The organism is Gleimia coleocanis DSM 15436 (assembly GCF_000159015.1).
Lineage (GTDB): Bacteria > Actinomycetota > Actinomycetes > Actinomycetales > Actinomycetaceae > Gleimia > Gleimia coleocanis.
On record NZ_DS999545.1, the window covers coordinates 239,636 to 255,754 of the forward strand.

At 49.3% G+C, this 16,119-nt stretch carries 14 protein-coding genes; 8 read left to right on the forward strand and 6 right to left on the reverse strand.

Annotation, left to right across the window (positions count from 1 at the left end; genetic code table 11):
• Positions 1-108: 108 nt before the first annotated feature.
• A complete protein-coding gene (locus HMPREF0044_RS05935) occupies positions 109-2,472 on the forward strand; it encodes a glycogen/starch/alpha-glucan phosphorylase (protein ID WP_040313059.1) in 2,364 nt (787 codons plus the stop codon).
• Between the two features lie 138 nt (positions 2,473-2,610).
• Here HMPREF0044_RS05935 and groL read toward each other — a convergent pair whose 3' ends face one another.
• Together groL and HMPREF0044_RS05945 are read right to left on the reverse strand one after the other, a co-directional pair.
• On the reverse strand, positions 2,611-4,230 hold the full coding sequence (gene groL / locus HMPREF0044_RS05940; protein ID WP_040313157.1) for a chaperonin GroEL: 1,620 nt from the start codon (positions 4,228-4,230) through the stop codon (positions 2,611-2,613).
• Positions 4,231-4,711: 481 nt separating this feature from the next.
• A complete protein-coding gene (locus HMPREF0044_RS05945; RefSeq protein ID WP_006547227.1) occupies positions 4,712-5,332 on the reverse strand; it encodes a LytR C-terminal domain-containing protein in 621 nt (206 codons plus the stop codon).
• 91 nt (positions 5,333-5,423) lie between these two features.
• Between HMPREF0044_RS05945 and HMPREF0044_RS05950 the strand changes: the two genes are divergently transcribed.
• A complete protein-coding gene (locus HMPREF0044_RS05950) occupies positions 5,424-6,149 on the forward strand; it encodes a uracil-DNA glycosylase (RefSeq protein WP_006547228.1) in 726 nt (241 codons plus the stop codon).
• On the opposite strand, the gene HMPREF0044_RS05955 is transcribed toward HMPREF0044_RS05950, so the two are convergent.
• The 4 genes from HMPREF0044_RS05955 to HMPREF0044_RS05970 form a co-directional block, all read right to left on the reverse strand.
• The gene (locus tag HMPREF0044_RS05955; RefSeq protein ID WP_006547229.1) at positions 6,150-6,437 is read right to left on the reverse strand and encodes a WXG100 family type VII secretion target; all 288 of its coding nucleotides are present in this window, start codon (positions 6,435-6,437) and stop codon (positions 6,150-6,152) included. It lies immediately after the preceding gene.
• 212 nt (positions 6,438-6,649) lie between these two features.
• Positions 6,650-7,639 carry an HD domain-containing protein gene (locus HMPREF0044_RS05960; protein ID WP_006547230.1) on the reverse strand — a complete coding sequence of 330 codons (990 nt, stop codon included), beginning with the start codon at positions 7,637-7,639 and terminating at the stop codon, positions 6,650-6,652.
• Between the two features lie 9 nt (positions 7,640-7,648).
• Complete coding sequence (locus HMPREF0044_RS05965) at positions 7,649-9,142, reverse strand: sensor histidine kinase (RefSeq protein WP_006547231.1); 1,494 nt, start codon at positions 9,140-9,142, stop codon at positions 7,649-7,651.
• On the reverse strand, positions 9,142-9,900 hold the full coding sequence (locus HMPREF0044_RS05970; protein WP_006547232.1) for a response regulator transcription factor: 759 nt from the start codon (positions 9,898-9,900) through the stop codon (positions 9,142-9,144). The genes HMPREF0044_RS05965 and HMPREF0044_RS05970 overlap by 1 nt, the downstream gene beginning before the upstream one ends.
• A 181-nt stretch (positions 9,901-10,081) precedes the next feature.
• Here HMPREF0044_RS05970 and HMPREF0044_RS05975 point away from each other — a divergent pair, with 181 nt between their 5' ends.
• The 6 genes from HMPREF0044_RS05975 to lysS are packed head-to-tail and all read left to right on the forward strand — an operon-like array spanning position 10,082 to position 16,103.
• Positions 10,082-10,564 carry a PH domain-containing protein gene (locus HMPREF0044_RS05975; protein ID WP_006547233.1) on the forward strand — a complete coding sequence of 161 codons (483 nt, stop codon included), beginning with the start codon at positions 10,082-10,084 and terminating at the stop codon, positions 10,562-10,564.
• A complete protein-coding gene (locus HMPREF0044_RS05980; protein WP_006547234.1) occupies positions 10,564-12,237 on the forward strand; it encodes a PH domain-containing protein in 1,674 nt (557 codons plus the stop codon). The genes HMPREF0044_RS05975 and HMPREF0044_RS05980 overlap by 1 nt, the downstream gene beginning before the upstream one ends.
• Positions 12,227-13,117 (forward strand): Rossmann-like and DUF2520 domain-containing protein, encoded by an 891-nt coding sequence (locus tag HMPREF0044_RS05985; RefSeq protein WP_006547235.1) that lies wholly within the window; start codon positions 12,227-12,229, stop codon positions 13,115-13,117. Before HMPREF0044_RS05980 ends, HMPREF0044_RS05985 begins: the two co-directional genes overlap by 11 nt.
• Positions 13,118-13,158: 41 nt before the next feature.
• On the forward strand, positions 13,159-14,046 hold the full coding sequence (gene panC / locus HMPREF0044_RS05990) for a pantoate--beta-alanine ligase (RefSeq protein ID WP_006547236.1): 888 nt from the start codon (positions 13,159-13,161) through the stop codon (positions 14,044-14,046).
• On the forward strand, positions 14,047-14,490 hold the full coding sequence (gene panD / locus HMPREF0044_RS05995; protein ID WP_006547237.1) for an aspartate 1-decarboxylase: 444 nt from the start codon (positions 14,047-14,049) through the stop codon (positions 14,488-14,490).
• Positions 14,491-14,534: 44 nt separating this feature from the next.
• Entirely contained in the window at positions 14,535-16,103 is a 1,569-nt protein-coding gene (gene lysS, locus HMPREF0044_RS06000; protein WP_425357252.1) for a lysine--tRNA ligase, read from the forward strand.
• Positions 16,104-16,119 lie beyond the last annotated feature (16 nt).

A 16,119-nucleotide genomic window follows, 5' to 3' on the forward strand; every position in this document is an offset into this window, starting at 1 on the left:
TAGCGGATAAACTTACTGCGTATTAAACCTATCTAGGTACGGTAAACCGTGTAAGGCGTTTGCAAGGTCTTACACGCCCTCGATTACATAAATATGGAGGATAAACGCATGGCTCAGGACTTTAAGGGAGCAGCAGAAGCGCAGATTCGTGCGGTTTCTGGCCGCCCAACCTCAGCATCCACTCCAATGGAATTCTGGCAGGGTCTATCTGCAACCGTAGTTGACCGGATTGCAGACAACTGGCACGCCACCACTGAAAAATTCAAAGCTGGTCGTCGCCAGCACTACCTATCAGCAGAATTCCTCATGGGACGCGCACTGCTGAACAACCTGCTGAACCTCGGCCTGGTAGAAGAAGCAGAAAAAGCCACTAATGCCTTCGGCATGAATCTCACAGACATCCTTGAACAGGAACCAGACGCAGCTTTGGGTAACGGTGGTTTGGGTCGACTAGCAGCCTGTTTCCTGGATTCTTGTGCAACCCAAGACCTGCCAGTAGTTGGCTACGGTATTCTCTACCGCTACGGTCTGTTCAAGCAGGTATTCTCTAATGGTTACCAGACTGAAACCCCAGACTCCTGGATGGAAGAAGAATACCCATTCATCGTCCGCCATCAGGAAGAAACCCGCTTCGTAACCTACGCAGACCTAAAGGTACGCGCAGTTCCATACGACCTGCCTATCACTGGCTATGGCACTGACAACGTAGGTACCCTACGCCTATGGAAGGCAGAACCAATCGAAGAATTCGACTACGCTGCTTTCAACTCCCAGCGTTTCACTGACGCAATCGTAGACCGTGAACGCACCATGGATATCTCTCGCGTACTCTACCCGAACGACTCCACTTACGAAGGTAAAGTTCTACGTGTCCGCCAACAATACTTCTTCTGCTCCGCATCCTTGCAGGAAATCGTAGAAAACCACCTGACGCAGCACGGTACCCTAGCTAACTTTGCTGAGTACAACTCTATCCAGCTAAATGACACGCACCCAGTACTGGCAATCCCAGAACTAATGCGTCTGCTGATGGACGAACACGGATTGGGTTGGGAAAAAGCTTGGGACATTGTTTCTAAGACCTTTGCCTACACTAACCACACTGTTTTGGCTGAAGCTCTGGAAACCTGGGAAATCTCTATCTTTGACCGTCTCTTCCCACGTGTAATGGAAATCGTTTGGGAAATCGACCGTCGTTTCCGCATGGAAATGCACGCAATGGGCTTAGATGAAGGACGTATCAACTACATGGCTCCGGTATCCAACGGTCTGGTACACATGGCTTGGATTGCTTGCTACGCTTCCTTCTCCATTAACGGTGTAGCAGCTCTACACACGGAAATCATCAAACGTGAAACCCTGGGAGAATGGCACGCTATTTGGCCAGAAAAGTTCAATAACAAGACTAACGGTGTAACCCCACGTCGTTGGCTGAACCAGTGTAATCCTCGCCTCTCTGCACTGCTAACTGAAGTAACCGGTTCTGACGCTTGGGTAACTGACCTGGATGTGTTAGCTGACTATGCTGATAAGGGCACGGATGAAATTTACGACCGCCTCAACGAAATCAAGTACGCCAATAAGGTAGCTTTCGCAGAGTGGATTTACAAGCGTCAGGGGATTGAGATTGACCCTGAAGCAATTTTCGACGTACAGATTAAGCGTCTGCATGAATACAAGCGTCAGCTATTGAATATCATGTACGTAATCGACCTGTACTTCCGCATTAAGGAAAATCCAAAGCTTGATGTTCCAAAGCGCGTATTCATCTTTGGTGCTAAGGCAGCTCCAGGGTACGTACGTGCAAAGGCAATTATTAAGCTAATCAACGAAGTTGGTCGCCTGGTAAATAACGATGCTGACGTAGACGGTCGTCTGAAGGTCGTCTTCGTAGAAAACTACAATGTTTCCCCAGCGGAAAAGATTATTCCAGCTGCTGATGTTTCTGAACAGATCTCTACTGCGGGCAAGGAAGCATCCGGTACTTCTAATATGAAGTTCATGATGAACGGTGCACTGACCCTGGGTACTCTGGACGGTGCAAACGTAGAAATCCTGGAAGCTGTAGGCGCTGACAATGCTTATATTTTCGGGGCTAAGGAAGAAGAACTTCCAGAACTGCGTCGCACTTACGACCCACGCTATCAGTATGAAACCGTTCCTGGTTTGAAGCGTGTTCTGGATGCTTTCACCGACGGTACCTTGGATGACGGAAACACTGGTATGTTCCACGACCTGCGTTGGTCTCTTCTGAACTCTAACGGTTGGGATCCAGCAGACGTTTACTACCTGCTGGGTGATTTCGATGCTTATCGTACTGCGCGTGACCAGATGGCTGCTGACTATGCTGATCGTCGTCACTGGGCGCAGATGTGTTGGCAGAACATCACTTTGTCCGGTCGTTTCTCTTCTGACCGCACGATTCGCGATTACGCTCGTGAAGTTTGGAAGATTGAGCCTACTAAAATCTGATTTTTAGGTTAATAAGCCGCCCTTGGGAATTTTTGAATGGATTTTCCCGAGGGCGGTTTTTGATTGCTGTTGTTAAAATCGGGCGTCCACGGTGGTTTTCCGTGGACGCCCGAAAAGGCTAGTTAGCTGAACCTAGGCTCAGTACATGCCACCCATTTCGTCAGCACCTGGAGCTGCTGGTGCTGCTGGTTCTGGCTTTTCAGCCACGATTGCTTCGGTGGTGAGGAACATGCCTGCGATGGAAGCAGCGTTTTGCAGTGCGGAGCGGGTTACCTTTACTGGGTCAGCAATATTTGCTGCCAGCATGTTTTCGTAAACGCCGGTTGCTGCGTTGAAGCCTTCGCCTTCTGGCAGGTTCTGTACCTTGTCGACTACTACGCCACCTTCTAGGCCTGCGTTGATAGCAATCTGCTTCAGTGGTGCCTGTACTGCTACTGCAACGATATTTGCGCCGGTTGCTTCGTCGCCTTCGAGGTCCAGTTCGGACAGGCCCTTTGCTGCCTGGATGAGGGCTACGCCACCACCGGCAACAATGCCTTCTTCTGCAGCTGCCTTTGCGTTACGTACAGCGTCTTCGATGCGGTGCTTACGTTCCTTGAGTTCAACTTCGGTGGCTGCACCGGACTTGATGACTGCTACGCCGCCTGCCAGCTTTGCGAGGCGTTCGGACAGCTTTTCCTTATCGTATTCAGAGTCGGACTTAGCAATTTCAGCACGAATCTGTGCGACGCGAGCTTCGATTGCTTCCTTGGTGCCAGCGCCTTCAACGATGGTGGTTTCGTCCTTGGAAACTACTACCTTGCGTGCGTGACCCAGCACGTCCAGGTCAGCGGTTTCAAGGGACAAGCCAACGGTTTCAGAAATAACCTGGCCGCCGGTGAGGATAGCCATGTCTTGTAGCATTGCCTTGCGACGGTCACCGAAACCTGGTGCCTTCACTGCTACGGAGCGGAACAGGCCGCGGATCTTATTAACAACCAGGGTTGCCAGTGCTTCGCCTTCAATGTCGTCTGCGATTACGGCTACTGGCTTACCTGCTTGCATTACCTTTTCCAGCAGTGGAAGCAGGTCTTTAACGTTGGATACTTTGCCTTCTACTAGCAGAATGTACGCATCTTCCAGGACTGCTTCCTGGCGTTCTGGGTCGGTTACGAAGTATGGAGAGAGGAATCCCTTGTCAAAGCGCATACCTTCGGTGGTTTCCAGTACGGTTTCGAAGGACTTTGCTTCTTCGACGGTGATTACGCCTTCCTTGCCGACCTTTTCCATGGCTTCTGCGATTAGGCGACCGATTGCTGGGTCGTTTGCAGAGATGGATGCGGTAGCTGCGATTTCATCGGTGGTTTCGATTTCTTTAGCTGCTGCGTGTAGCTTTTCAATAATTTTTGCTACTGCGATATCGATGCCACGCTTGAGCGCAATTGGGTTTGCGCCAGCTGCTACGTTGCGTAGACCTTCGCGTACTAGTGCTTGGGCAAGTACAGTTGCGGTGGTGGTGCCGTCACCTGCAACGTCGTCAGTCTTCTTAGCAACTTCCTTTACCAGTTCTGCACCAATCTTTTCGTATGGTTCAGAAAGTTCGATTTCTTTTGCTACGGACACGCCGTCCTTAGTGATGGTTGGGGTGCCCCACTTCTTTTCGAGGACTACGTTGCGGCCTTTTGGACCCAGGGTGACCTTTACGGTGTCAGCTAGGATATTCAGGCCGCGTTCCATCGCGCGACGTGCTTCCTCGTCAAATGCAATCATTTTTGCCATTTTTGGTGTTCCCTTCGCGGTAACAGGATTAATTTCTACCCTCATATTTGAGGTTAGAAATTTTTGGTTCTGTCACTCTTCCTATGCGAGTGCTAACTCAATTCTGGCACTCTCTGCCTTTGAGTGCAAGGTGAGTGGTTTTTGGCATGGTTTCTGTAAATTTTGCGTTCTTACCAATAACGCGTGTTTACACGCGGTATTTCGAAGTAGAGAGGGAGTTTTAGGCTAGCTGAACCTAAATGAATGTATCAACAGTTACCTAAAAGACAACCTAGATATATCTACCCCAACACACCAGTTTTAAACACACTTCTAACACTTAACCCTAATTTAAGTAAGTTGACAAAGCGCGATGACAGCACATCACACTGGTAATAATCCCGCAGGAAGCAAATAAAACCCAGCATGAGACTTCATAAACAGGAAATAAAGTGTGCCCGCCAGGAATAAAACTGGCGGGCACATTATTTAAATCATAATTTTAAGGCTGATAATCACCCTTTAGAATGACGGTTACGTCGCCTGTGGACTGATCAGATTCCAATACGTTTCCAATTCCCAGGGTGGTGGCAACTTCTTTAGCCGTAGCTTCATTACCGGGCTTGAAGTAAACAGTGGAAACTTCAGTCTGCCAACCTACAGCATTATCAGGTGCTAAGTTAGAAAAGCCTGCAGCCTGCAGTTTACCAACTGCGCCGCCTGCCAGACCATTAACGCCAGTACCATTAAGAACCTGCACTGCAGCTGCCTTGTTAGCTTGTTCTGCTGGCTTTTCCTCAGCTGGTTTCTTTTCAACCGGCTTAGTTTCCTCGGCTGGTTTTTCTTCAGGCTTAGCAGTTTCTTCGACCTTCTGAGTAGCCTCTTTTTCTGCTGTTTCCTGCTGTTTAGCTTGAGTAGCTTGTGTGCTCTGCTGCGCAGCCTGCTCCGTGGTAGTGCCAGCCGTAAGCAAAGAAACCGTCGCCCAAGCTAGAATCGGTGCGAACACCAAAACCAACAGAAAAGGTACAACTGCCTTCCACTTAGAAGGAGCCTGGCGGTAAGCGCCTACTGGATAGAGCTTACCAGCTTCGTCAAATTCGTCTTCAGGATACTGAGTATTCACCCTTCAAGGCTATATTTTCCAAGGCTTAACGAGTAAATGGACACGCCGGAAACTCCCCAAGCAACCTGCCTTAACCTTATAAACTAAACTCATGACATGGTTCTTAAACCTCACTGCATTAGACCCACAGTGGCAGACAGTTTTCTCTCCCCATCAGGATGCATTGAACGCCCTCGAAAAAGAACTAGAAACCCGCGTAGGTGAGGGCGCAGAAATCCTCCCCGCACGTGAACAAATTCTTCGTTGCTTCACTTACCCATTACAGAACGTGAAAGTATTAATCGTCGGGCAAGATCCGTATCCAACTCCAGGAAATGCCGTAGGGTTAAGTTTTTCAGTTCCGCCTGAGGTGCAACTCCCTGCCAGTTTACGCAATATTTTTAAGGAGCTGTCTGACGATATTAGGATCTCACCTGTAGAGGGGGAATTGGATTTAGGGTTGCCCGCTAATCCGAATATGCCATTGCGTTCAGGAGATTTAACAGATTGGGCCCAGCAGGGGGTTTGCCTCCTTAACCGTGTGCTCACAGTTGAAGCTGGAAAACCTAAGTCCCACAACAAGCTGGGATGGCAGACAATTACAGAAGCTGCGATTACCGCGTTGGTGGAGCGTAATAAGCCACTGGTCGTAGTTTTGTGGGGGAAAGATGCGCAGGAACTGAAACCTTTGATTCCTACTTCACCAGAGATTTTAGTATTAGAATCTGCGCATCCCTCCCCATTATCAGCGCGAAGAGGTTTCTTCGGGTCGAAACCATTCTCGCAGGCGAACCAGCATTTAGAAGCCTGGGGACTATCACCCATCAATTGGCTGTAATCACAGGAACAGGCCGGTAGCTTGAGATTCGACATCCGCATACTGGGTGGCAGCGAGTTGCAGTCGCACACCGATGTCATCTAAGGTTGCTTCTACCTGGGCTTGGGTAGCCTGCCATTCCTCTGCCAAAAGGTGAAATTGTGTAGCAGCTTGGCCGGTCCAGGAGGCTTCCAAATCCCTGAGGTGAGCCATAAGAGCGGTAACTTCAGTGCGCACATTTTCTACTGAACTTTTCACCAGAGCGGAAGTACGGGCTACCTCCGCAACATCAACTTGGAACATGGTCATCTGGGACTCCTTAGTTAGAACTCTGAATTTAACGCGGTGGCGTTGTCATTAGTGTTCCTGGTTTCAAATGGAAAAGAAACCACTGCTAAGAAAATCTGTGGATAACTGTGGTGCGCTCACGCCCTGTGCACACATTCTTACATGGGAACTAACGTGCGGGTGCTTTACCCGCACACCCAAAGTTTCGCGCATCAATAAAGCGGAAAGAAAAACTACAGCTGTTTGTGTTTCGCTGCTTGGCGCGCTAATTCTTTCGCAGAAAGACGGCGAACTACTCCGATAGGAGCCTTATCCAAAACATCAGGTTCAAACTCTAAAGAAGAATAATCCTGCGACTGAGCTTCTTCAGTTTTCGTAACAAAACGAGGTAAAACACAACAGGTTTCTTCAACAGCAGCTTCAGGTACCGCAATTGCAGAACGCTTAAAAATCGTAGTAGAAGTCGTAGAAATATCAGTTTCCTCAACCGGCACCCAGCCAGCGTCAGACAAGCCCTGTGGGTCAAGTTGCTCTAGCGAAGCATCCAAGTTAGCTAACTCCGCCTCCAGGTTTTGCCGAGCAATTGCCTCCCAATGACTACCAGTAGGAGACTTAAAAAGACTCTTACGCTTCAGCAGGCGCCTAACGAAACGGCGGCGAGCCACTTGATAATCAAAATCAGATAACTTCGCATTTTCTTCGCGAATCGCCAAACGGAACTTCTTATACTCCTGCGGAGTACAAGCCAATACCGCTAAATCAGCGTCAATAATAACCGTGCCATCAAGCTCGGTGACAGAAGAAATATGGTGCAAAGCCAAAGAAACCAGTTCCTGCAGTCGAGAAATTGTCTCTGCCGGAACCCCCAACTGAGAAGCAGAGTTCCCTAAGTAAGCCTGACATTCTTCAACGCGAGCATCAAAAACCTGGTCATCTAGGTAAACACTCACGGGCTCAACCGCACCTAAATACCAGGCAACAATCCGCAACAAGTCAGCATCGTGGCAGATACCGGAAAGTTCATCAATATGCGAAATTAGAGACGCCAAGTAACGAGTGTTATGAAAAATGCGGTGCGGCGCGCCCCAGCGGAAAAGGAGTTTTTCACCAGCTAAAGAAAGCTGCTCTTCAGTAGCAGTAGCTTGTGCAGCTAGCATCGAATCTACGAAAGAACGTAATAACCAAGCGGGAGTGCCACAGCGTCCCGAATAATTTTCTTGCACGAATCAATGCTATGACTTAGGCAGGGGGAATGACAAGCGAACCGTAACGCCCCCGCCAGGCGTGGTAACGATAGAGGCTTTCCCCGCATGCAGAGCCATCACCGCAGAAACAATCGACAAGCCTAAACCCGAACCACCGGATTCACGCGAACGAGACTTATCCACCCTATAAAAACGTCCGAAAACCTTTTCTTGATGCTCAGTTGAAATACCCGGACCATGGTCGCGGAATTCCACAACCGCCCACTGATCACTACGCCCAACCATAATCTCCACCGGAGTTCCCTTAGGCGTGTAGCGCACGATATTGCTAATAATATTCGTAAACACCTGTGAAACTTGATCTTTATCAGCATTCACGAAGAGTTCCGGCAAACCGCCCTCGGAAACAGAACCTGAAGCGGGCAGAGGAGCGGACGCACCCAAATTCAGGACTTGGACAACTCGCGAGGCATCGAGGGCGCGCAAATCAAATGCCGCCGTCTGCGCCAAAGCAGTCAGATCCAAAGGTACAGGATTAACTTTCCGCTGCTCATCTAAACGCGCCAAACGCAACATATCTTCAACTAAACCGTTCATCCGGTTAGCCTCAGACTCAAACCGCCCCATCACATCTGGAATATTCTCTGGAGTAATCCCCCCAATCCTATACAGCTGCGCATACCCCTGCAGAGTCGCTAACGGAGTCCGTAACTCGTGAGAAGCATCCGAAATGAAACGCTCAATTCTTTCACGGGCAGCGTCACGCTGCGCAAAAGACTGCTCAATCTGGGTAAGCATCTGGTTTAAAGAAACAGAAAGAGACCCAACTTCAGTGTTCGGGGTTTCAATCTCAATACGCTGAGAAATATCTCCCGCTGCAATCTGCGCAGCCACAGATTCAATACGTTGTAAGGGACGCAGAGAACGACGTACTAGGTAGTAGGCACTGGTCGCACCCACGGCGATAACCACTAACGCTAAAACTCCAAAGTACTTAACGCTATTCAGCAACGTTTCGGAAACACCTGTCAAAGGTAAAGCAACAGTAACTACCCCAAACTGAGTTCCATCTTGAGTGGCAATCGGAACTGCCACAGCACGCCAGTAAGCCCCCGTTTTAGACGAACCAATGCTAGCGGGAGTAGTAATAGAATCTTCAGGAATCACTCCGAAAGGTAATAGAGTTTCCTCATCCGGATAACCATAACGCTGCGCAATCTTTGGATTAATAAACTCTTTGCTAGCTTCGTTAGGGCTGTCAATCCGCACATAGTAGTTAGTTGGAATGTCCGTAGACTCATTTCGAAGCAGTGAGGATGAGGCGGAAACCGCCAGCGACTTTGCAGATAACTGCAGTTCCGAATCTAACTGATAAACCAAGTGGGACTGCAGAATCCCCAGCACCGCGGTAGTGGCGAAAGCAAAACAGACGGTCAGGACAGCTGTAAAAAGGGACACTAAACGGGTACGTAGGGAAAGGTTATCCCACGCATTAGCAATAGAGGTTAGCAGAGTCGCCATTATTCAGCTCGCAGCATGTAGCCAACGCCCCGACGAGTATGAATTAAGTCTTTACTATCTTCATGAACAGCCAGTTTACGGCGCAAGTAGGAAATGTAGGATTCCACAATTGCGGCATCACCTTCCCAGTCGTATTCCCATACGTGATCCAGAATCTGCATTTTAGAAACCACGCGGCCTTCGTTGATCATCAGGTAGCGTAGAAGTTTGAATTCCGTGGGGGAAAGTTCTAACTCAACTCCGTCGCGGCGTACTTCGTAAGCGTCTTCGTCAAGTTCTAAATCTGCGATTCGGAGGATACCGTCATCTACGGAATCCATGGTGCGCCTGAGAATAGCGCGGATACGGGCAACTACTTCTTCTAAGCCGAACGGTTTGGTGACATAATCGTCGCCACCTACCGTTAATCCTTGAATTTTGTCACGCATATCGTCGCGGGCAGTTAGGAAGAGAACTGGAATGCGGGTGCCGGCGTTCCGGAGGCGCCGGGTTACGGTAAAACCGTCCATATCCGGAAGCATTACGTCTAAGACGATTAAGTCAGGGTTTTCCGTGGTCGCTAGGTGGAATGCGGAAGCTCCATCAGCAGCGGTGATTACTTCAAATCCTGCAAAACGTAATGATGATGCCAACAGGTCACGGATATTTGGTTCGTCGTCTACTACTAGCAGGCGGGCTTCGCCAGTGCTTTTAGAGGTATCCGTGAGGGGATTTTCGCTGGTAGTAGGGGAGTAAGTAGGTACGTTATTAGGCATCATGTATCCATCATAAAACGATAAAGCTGGAGGTTTCCTGGGAATTGGCTTAAAAGGAAAGCGGGGTTTTCGGGTATTTTCAGAACTCAGGGTGAAACTCTAATTTTCAGTTGAAAATAGTTTTTGTCAGAGGCTGCCAGTAGACTGGATACAAACTTAGAAAACTAGGAATGAAAGGCTTGTGATGAGCGACCTATTTAGCCCTGTCGGAATCGATTTCCGTCATGTTTCTCCTAACTTGGCGAAAGCTCGTTTCGCTGGCACTGCCATCTCATTCTTAAGTTTCACAATCCCTGCCACATTAGTAGCTGTGTTTGTAACTCCATGGGCATGGATTGCTGCAGGTATTATTACTATTCTTCACCTTTGGGTAGCTATACTAATCACCCGACAGGTTAAAGCCCTGCAATACGCACTGGGAGAAACCGAACTATTCGTGCGTAAGGGAATCATGTTTAAAGACATGACTGCGGTGCCCTATGGGCGGATTCAGTACGTAGATGTTTCTGAAGGTCCTATCGCCCGTTACTTTGGCATGGCAGAAATCAAACTTCACACGGCTTCTGCTGCTACTGACGCAACTATTCCGGGTATCCCCACCGCAGAAGCAGCAGAATTGCGGGCTTTTCTATCCAATCGTTGTGAAGCAGAAATGGTTGGTATTTAATGGCACGCAAAGAATCCATTGCAGATACGGGTGTGTCAGAAGCAGCTTGGCGTAGCCTGCATCCCGTAACCCCACTGGCTCAAACGTGGGCGGTGTTTGCCGGTATATTCGGCTATATTTTGTTTAATCTGGCAGATGACTTGAGAGAACTGTTTAGTTCTGAAGTTCTCTGGGGGCCCGGTTATTTCGGATACTCCATGATCATGGTAGTTATTGCAGGGGCAGTCGCAGGAACTCTGGTAATCAGCTTTCTAGCTGGCCTGTTTTCTTGGCTAGCTTGGCGACGTATGCAGTATGCCATTACAACTGAGGCAGTTTATTACCGTTCTGGCATTTTCTTTCGCAGTCAACGCCTGGCACGACTAAATAAAATCCAGGCAGTGAATATCACCCACCCGCTGTTGGGACGAATCTTCGGATTGGGGCGCATTGATATTGAGGTGGCTGGTGGAGCGGGATCCAACTTGCAGTTCGGTTTATTGAAAACCGCTGAGTTAGAGCGTGTACGTTTGGAAATATTGCAGTTCTCTCAGGCAGTAAAGTTTGGTACGACAGCATCCGTTACCGACAGTTCAGCTTCTGAGTTTTCCGAGTACGCTACTGGAAACCTGCTCGCGGAAACTCAATCTGGGAGTGATTTAGAAATTGCGGTGTCTCAAACTGCTGACCCTCTGAAAGTCTTACTGAATGAGGAAACTGATGGGCAGTTGATCTACTCTGTGCCACTGAGACGTTTGCTTACTGCCACTATGGTGAATATGGGCGTAATTATTTCACTGCTTTTCCTGATCGCCATGGTAATCGGAACGCTGGTGCTCGTATTTGTTTTTGATGCGGGTTGGGAAACTTTCGTGGCCTTGGGTGTGCCTGCGCTGACCGGTTTTTCAGCGTTACGTAAGACTGTTACTGAAAACTTTAACTTCCGCGCTTACCTGGCAGCTGATGGTATCCGTGTGCGTGCGGGACTTACTGAAACCCGTGCGCAAACCATTTCGCCACAACGCATCCACGCCGTGCATATTATTCAGCCTTACTTCTGGCGTCTGTTCGACTGGTATAAAGTTGAGATTTCTCAGGCTGCGTTCCAAGGGGATGAAGGTACGAAGCAAACAAACATTCTGCTTCCGGTAGGTACTCGTGCAGAAATGTTACGCGCAGTGTGGATGGTTTTCCCTGACCTTGGGGTAGCTGATCCGATTAACGTCCTGCGCGTTGGTTTAGAAGGATTTGGTGACTCTGAGGATTTCAGAGAATCTGGTGGGTTTGTGAATAATCCACGACGTGCCCGGATTTGGGATTGGTTTACCTACAATCGTAATGCTCATATGCTTACTCGGCGGGTACTGATTACTCGCACCGGGCGTATTACTCGTCGTTGTAGTGTTTTCTCATACCCGCGTTTACAGTCCCTGCAGATTTCTCAAGGCCCATGGGCGCGTCGCCGGAAAGTAGCTGCCATTAGCTTACATACGGTGGACCACAACGCTATGGTTGAGAGCGCTCTTTCGCACTTAGATGAACAGGTTGCGAAAAACCTATTCATTGAGCTTTCTCGTTATGCTTTACAACGTCGCCAAGTTGAGCAGTTGGAAACCTGGCAGGCGCGTGTCCGGTATGGCTTAACGACAGAAGTTTCTTTCGAGGAAGTTCAGGAGACTACCCGTGAACCCTAAGCCAGGTCGCCTTAAAGTTGGGGTAATCGGCCCTGGAAAAGTTGGCGTTATTCTGGCATTAGCTTTACGTAACGTTCAGCATGAAGTTATCGGGGTGACGGCTTCCACGCGAGTGGAAAACCAAGATCGGATTGAAGCTTTACTTCCGGGAGTGCCAGTTCTAGAAGCCCCTGAGCTCTGCGCTCAAGCTGACCTGGTGTTAGTTACCGTGCCGGATGATGAAATTCGTCCGGTCGTTGCTGGACTGGCGAAACTAAACGCTTGGCGTCCTGGGCAAATCGTAGTTCACTGCAGTGGCGCACATGGCTTGGCGGTTTTAGTGGATGCTGCCGCTTGTGGTGCACTCACACTGGCGTTACACCCCGCGATGACATTCACCGGCTATAGTTTAGATCTACAGCGATTAGAAAACTGTCCAGCGGCAGTAACTGCTAACGCTATTGCCCAACCTATTGGCCAGGCACTCCTGATCGAAATAGGCTGTCAGCCACAAATAGTCGCAGACGAAAATCGGAAACTCTACCATGCTGCCTTAGCTCACGGAGCGAACCACCTCAATACGCTGGTAGCTCAATCTTTGGAACTACTCAGAGAAGCTGGGGTTGCAGACCCTGCGCTTTATCTGCGACCACTATTAGAAGCTGCCTTAGATCGGGCGCTATCTGAAGGCATTAACGGATTAACCGGGCCAGTTGTGCGCGCAGACACAGGAACTTTAACTGCTCACTTAGAGGTATTAGGTACGCCCTCGGGAGAAAAAATAAAAACCACCTATCAAGAACTAGCGCGTGCCACAGCGGAACTAGCTCACGATCATGGGCGGCTCACCGACACACAATATCGTGCAGTCCACACTGCTCTGGGCGCAGAATCCCTCTAAACGTGGCATAAAATTAAAATGCACCAGTTAAAGGAGTCTGCATGTCAGAACTGAAACTACCCGCAGTAGTCAAAACCCGCGCGGAATTAATCACTACGTTAGAAAACCAACGTGACGCACACCCACGCCAACTAATCGGTCTGGTAATGACCATGGGAGCTTTGCATGCTGGACACCTATCCCTAGTCGAAGAAGCCCGCAAACACAGTGATTACATTGTCGTCTCAATCTTTGTAAACCCAACTCAGTTTGCACCTAACGAAGATTTTGACGCCTACCCACGTCAGCTAGAAAAAGACCTGGAATTATTGGCAACTGTTGGAACCGACCTGGTGTTTGCGCCAACCCCGGAAGAAATCTACCCAAATGGAGAGTCCCGCGTAACCATCAACCCAGGACCAACTGCCACCGTGCTGGAAGGTAAGACTCGCCCCACCCACTTTGCAGGAGTCTGCCAAGTAGTTCATAAGGTAATAAACCTAGTAAGTCCAAATGTTGCAGTATTCGGGCAAAAAGATGCGCAGCAACTGGCAATTATTAGGCAGATGGTATCGGATTTAGATATGTCAGTAACTATTGTGGGAGCACCAATTGTGCGCGCCGAAGATGGTTTGGCACTGTCGTCTCGCAACGCTTACCTCAGCCCAGTTCAGCGAGAAACCGCTCTGTCCCTATCAGCGTCCCTCCGCGCTGGGGTTTCAATTGCTACTCAAGGTGGAACTCGTGCAGAAATCCTCGCGGCAGCTGAAACTGTGATTTCTGAAGCATCTGCCACCGCAGATTCGCAAGCTACCCTAGTTTTGGACTACATTGCATTGGTAGACCCTGTGACCTTTGAAGATGTTGATCACGGACCAGCCGTGCTAGCCATCGCCGCGAAGGTGGGGACCACGCGACTAATCGACAACTACCTGGTAGAGGTTAAATAAATGGCAGAATTCCTGCGTGAAATGATGATTGGAAAGATCCATCGCGCTACCGTCACCGCAGCTGACCTGCACTACGTCGGCTCTATAACCGTAGACGGATTGCTCTTAGACGCAGCAAATATATTGGAAGGCCAAAAAGTTGATGTCGTAAATGTCAATAATGGGGCGCGCTTATCTACTTACACAATTCGCGGTGAAAACGGCTCCGGCATAATCCAACTAAATGGAGCTGCCGCTCACCACGTTACCCCCGGTGACATCGTCATCATCATGGCCTATGCACAAGTACCTGACTCCCAAGCCAGAGGGTTTAAACAGAGTGTAGTGCTGGTAAATGAAAACAACCAGATTATTCACCAAGGCAATAATGCTGGCGTAATCCCCGCAGGGATGGAAAATTCCACCGGTGGCCCAAAACCACTGCATTCTGCTGGAACTATTTAGGACTTTACTAATTCCTTCGTAAAACTATTCAGGATAAGATAGGTATCGTGGAAAATAACGAAGTAACTCCGGCTGAAAATACTGTAGCCGAACGCGTAGATAATGAAGCTCCAGAACAGATTCGCGTCCGCATTGAAAAGCGCGACCGTATGTTGGCAGAAGGCACTGACCCATACCCGGTGGAATTGCCAATTAACTCAACTATCAAGCAAGTAATCAGCAACTACCAGCATTTGGAAATCGACGAACAGTCCCCAGAATCCTTAGGTGTTGCTGGTCGCGTCATGTTGATGCGTGGCTCCGGAAAACTCCAGTTCGTGGTTTTGCAAGACGGTGAAGGTAACCGTATTCAGGTGATGTTCTCGGCTGCTGAAGTTGGTTTAGATTCCCTGAAAGCGTTGAAGACAGACGTAGACCTGGGTGACTACCTATTCGTTTATGGTCCAGCAATCCGCTCTAAGCGTGGCGAATTGTCTATCTTCGCAGTTCCATCCGCAGAAATCCCAGCTTGGAAACTGGCAGCAAAGGCAATCCGCCCACTGCCAAAGACATTCGTTTCCGAGGACGGTGAAGAAATGACCCTGTCCGAGGAATCTCGTATTCGTCGTCGCCATCTGGATATGATCGTCCGCCCAGCAGCGCGCGACATGGTTCGTATGCGCGCCAAAGTAGTACGTTCCCTGCGAGAATACTTTGACCAGGCAGGTTTCATTGAAATCGAAACCCCAATGTTGCAAAACATTCACGGTGGGGCAGCCGCACGCCCATTCCAAACCCACATGAATGCTTACGATACGGAACTATTCCTGCGTATTGCTCCAGAACTCTTCCTTAAGCGTGCAGTAGTTGGTGGTATCGAAAAGGTCTTCGAAATTAACCGCAACTTCCGAAATGAAGGTGCTGACTCATCTCACTCCCCAGAGTTCACTATGCTGGAAGCCTACGAAGCCTACGGCACTTACGATACCATGGCACAGCGTACTCGTGAATTCATTCAGAAAGCGGCTCGCGATGCATTCGGTAGCGAAAAGGTAATCCTCGCTGACGGTTCTGAATACGACCTGTCTGGTTCTTGGAAGTCTATCTCCCTCTACGATTGCGTATCTGAAGCGGTTGGTGAAGAAATCACCCCAGACACTTCAATTGAACGCCTGCGGGAAATCGCAGACGAACGTGAAATCGGATACGCAGATCACGCAGTAGCCGGCAAGATAGTCGAAGAAATCTTTGAAGCTACTGTTGGTGACCACATTTGGGAACCAACCTTCGTACGTGACTACCCTGTGGATACTTCACCATTGGTGCGTCAGCATCGCAGCCTCCCAGGTCGCGTAGAAAAGTGGGACTTATACGTACGTGGCTTCGAATTAGCAACCGCCTACTCAGAATTGGTAGACCCAGTGGTACAGCGCGAACGCTTCGAAGCTCAGGCACTAGCCGCTGCAAACGGTGACCCAGAAGCAATGGTATTAGACGAAGACTTCCTGGAAGCCATGGAACAAGGCATGCCTCCAACAGGAGGTATGGGCATGGGCTTAGACCGCCTGCTGATGGCGTTAACCGGTCAAGGGATCCGCGAAACCATTACCTTCCCACTCACGAAGCGTATCTGAACCAGCCAAAGCCTGG

What these genes read in the sequence shown, in the direction of transcription:
- HMPREF0044_RS05980 (WP_006547234.1), top strand. Translation starts at nt 10,564, where the DNA reads ATGGCACGCAAAGAATCCATTGCAGATACGGGTGTGTCAGAAGCAGCT.
- HMPREF0044_RS05975 (WP_006547233.1), top strand. Translation starts at nt 10,082, where the DNA reads ATGAGCGACCTATTTAGCCCTGTCGGAATCGATTTCCGTCATGTTTCT.
- HMPREF0044_RS05935 (WP_040313059.1), top strand. Translation starts at nt 109, where the DNA reads ATGGCTCAGGACTTTAAGGGAGCAGCAGAAGCGCAGATTCGTGCGGTT.
- HMPREF0044_RS05965 (WP_006547231.1), bottom strand. Translation starts at nt 9,142, where the DNA reads ATGGCGACTCTGCTAACCTCTATTGCTAATGCGTGGGATAACCTTTCC.
- groL (WP_040313157.1), bottom strand. Translation starts at nt 4,230, where the DNA reads ATGGCAAAAATGATTGCATTTGACGAGGAAGCACGTCGCGCGATGGAA.
- HMPREF0044_RS05950 (WP_006547228.1), top strand. Translation starts at nt 5,424, where the DNA reads ATGACATGGTTCTTAAACCTCACTGCATTAGACCCACAGTGGCAGACA.
- HMPREF0044_RS05955 (WP_006547229.1), bottom strand. Translation starts at nt 6,437, where the DNA reads ATGACCATGTTCCAAGTTGATGTTGCGGAGGTAGCCCGTACTTCCGCT.
- panC (WP_006547236.1), top strand. Translation starts at nt 13,159, where the DNA reads ATGTCAGAACTGAAACTACCCGCAGTAGTCAAAACCCGCGCGGAATTA.
- HMPREF0044_RS05970 (WP_006547232.1), bottom strand. Translation starts at nt 9,900, where the DNA reads ATGATGCCTAATAACGTACCTACTTACTCCCCTACTACCAGCGAAAAT.
- panD (WP_006547237.1), top strand. Translation starts at nt 14,047, where the DNA reads ATGGCAGAATTCCTGCGTGAAATGATGATTGGAAAGATCCATCGCGCT.